The sequence below is a fragment of the Staphylococcus pasteuri genome, from assembly GCF_030547725.1.
GTDB lineage: Bacteria > Bacillota > Bacilli > Staphylococcales > Staphylococcaceae > Staphylococcus > Staphylococcus pasteuri.
The window spans coordinates 1-246 of sequence record NZ_JAUOQO010000745.1; the positions used below are offsets into that span (position 1 = coordinate 1).

General features: G+C 45.9%; 1 protein-coding gene. It reads left to right on the forward strand.

All coding sequences use genetic code 11. The annotated features are described in order from the left end of the window. Window positions 1–246 (forward strand): efflux RND transporter permease subunit (locus Q4528_RS15360; RefSeq protein WP_303522570.1); only part of this gene is annotated, 246 nt, incomplete at both ends.

The window sequence follows — 246 nt, forward strand, 5'->3', positions numbered from 1 at the left end:
GTATTTGGTCCAACCTTGGTGATGCCGGGCATGGTAGGCATTATTTACGCTGAGTTTGGTATTGCCATTTCAGTATCGGTTGTTATTTCTACCCTAGTGGCGATGACCTTAACGCCTGCCTTGTGTGTATTGCTAATGACCCGCGATTTAACACCTAACCGCTTTTTTCAGGCTTTTAACCGAGGCTTTGAAAGGTTTACCGAAGCCTTTGGTAAATCAGTGGCAGTATTGTGTCGCCGTTTAGGC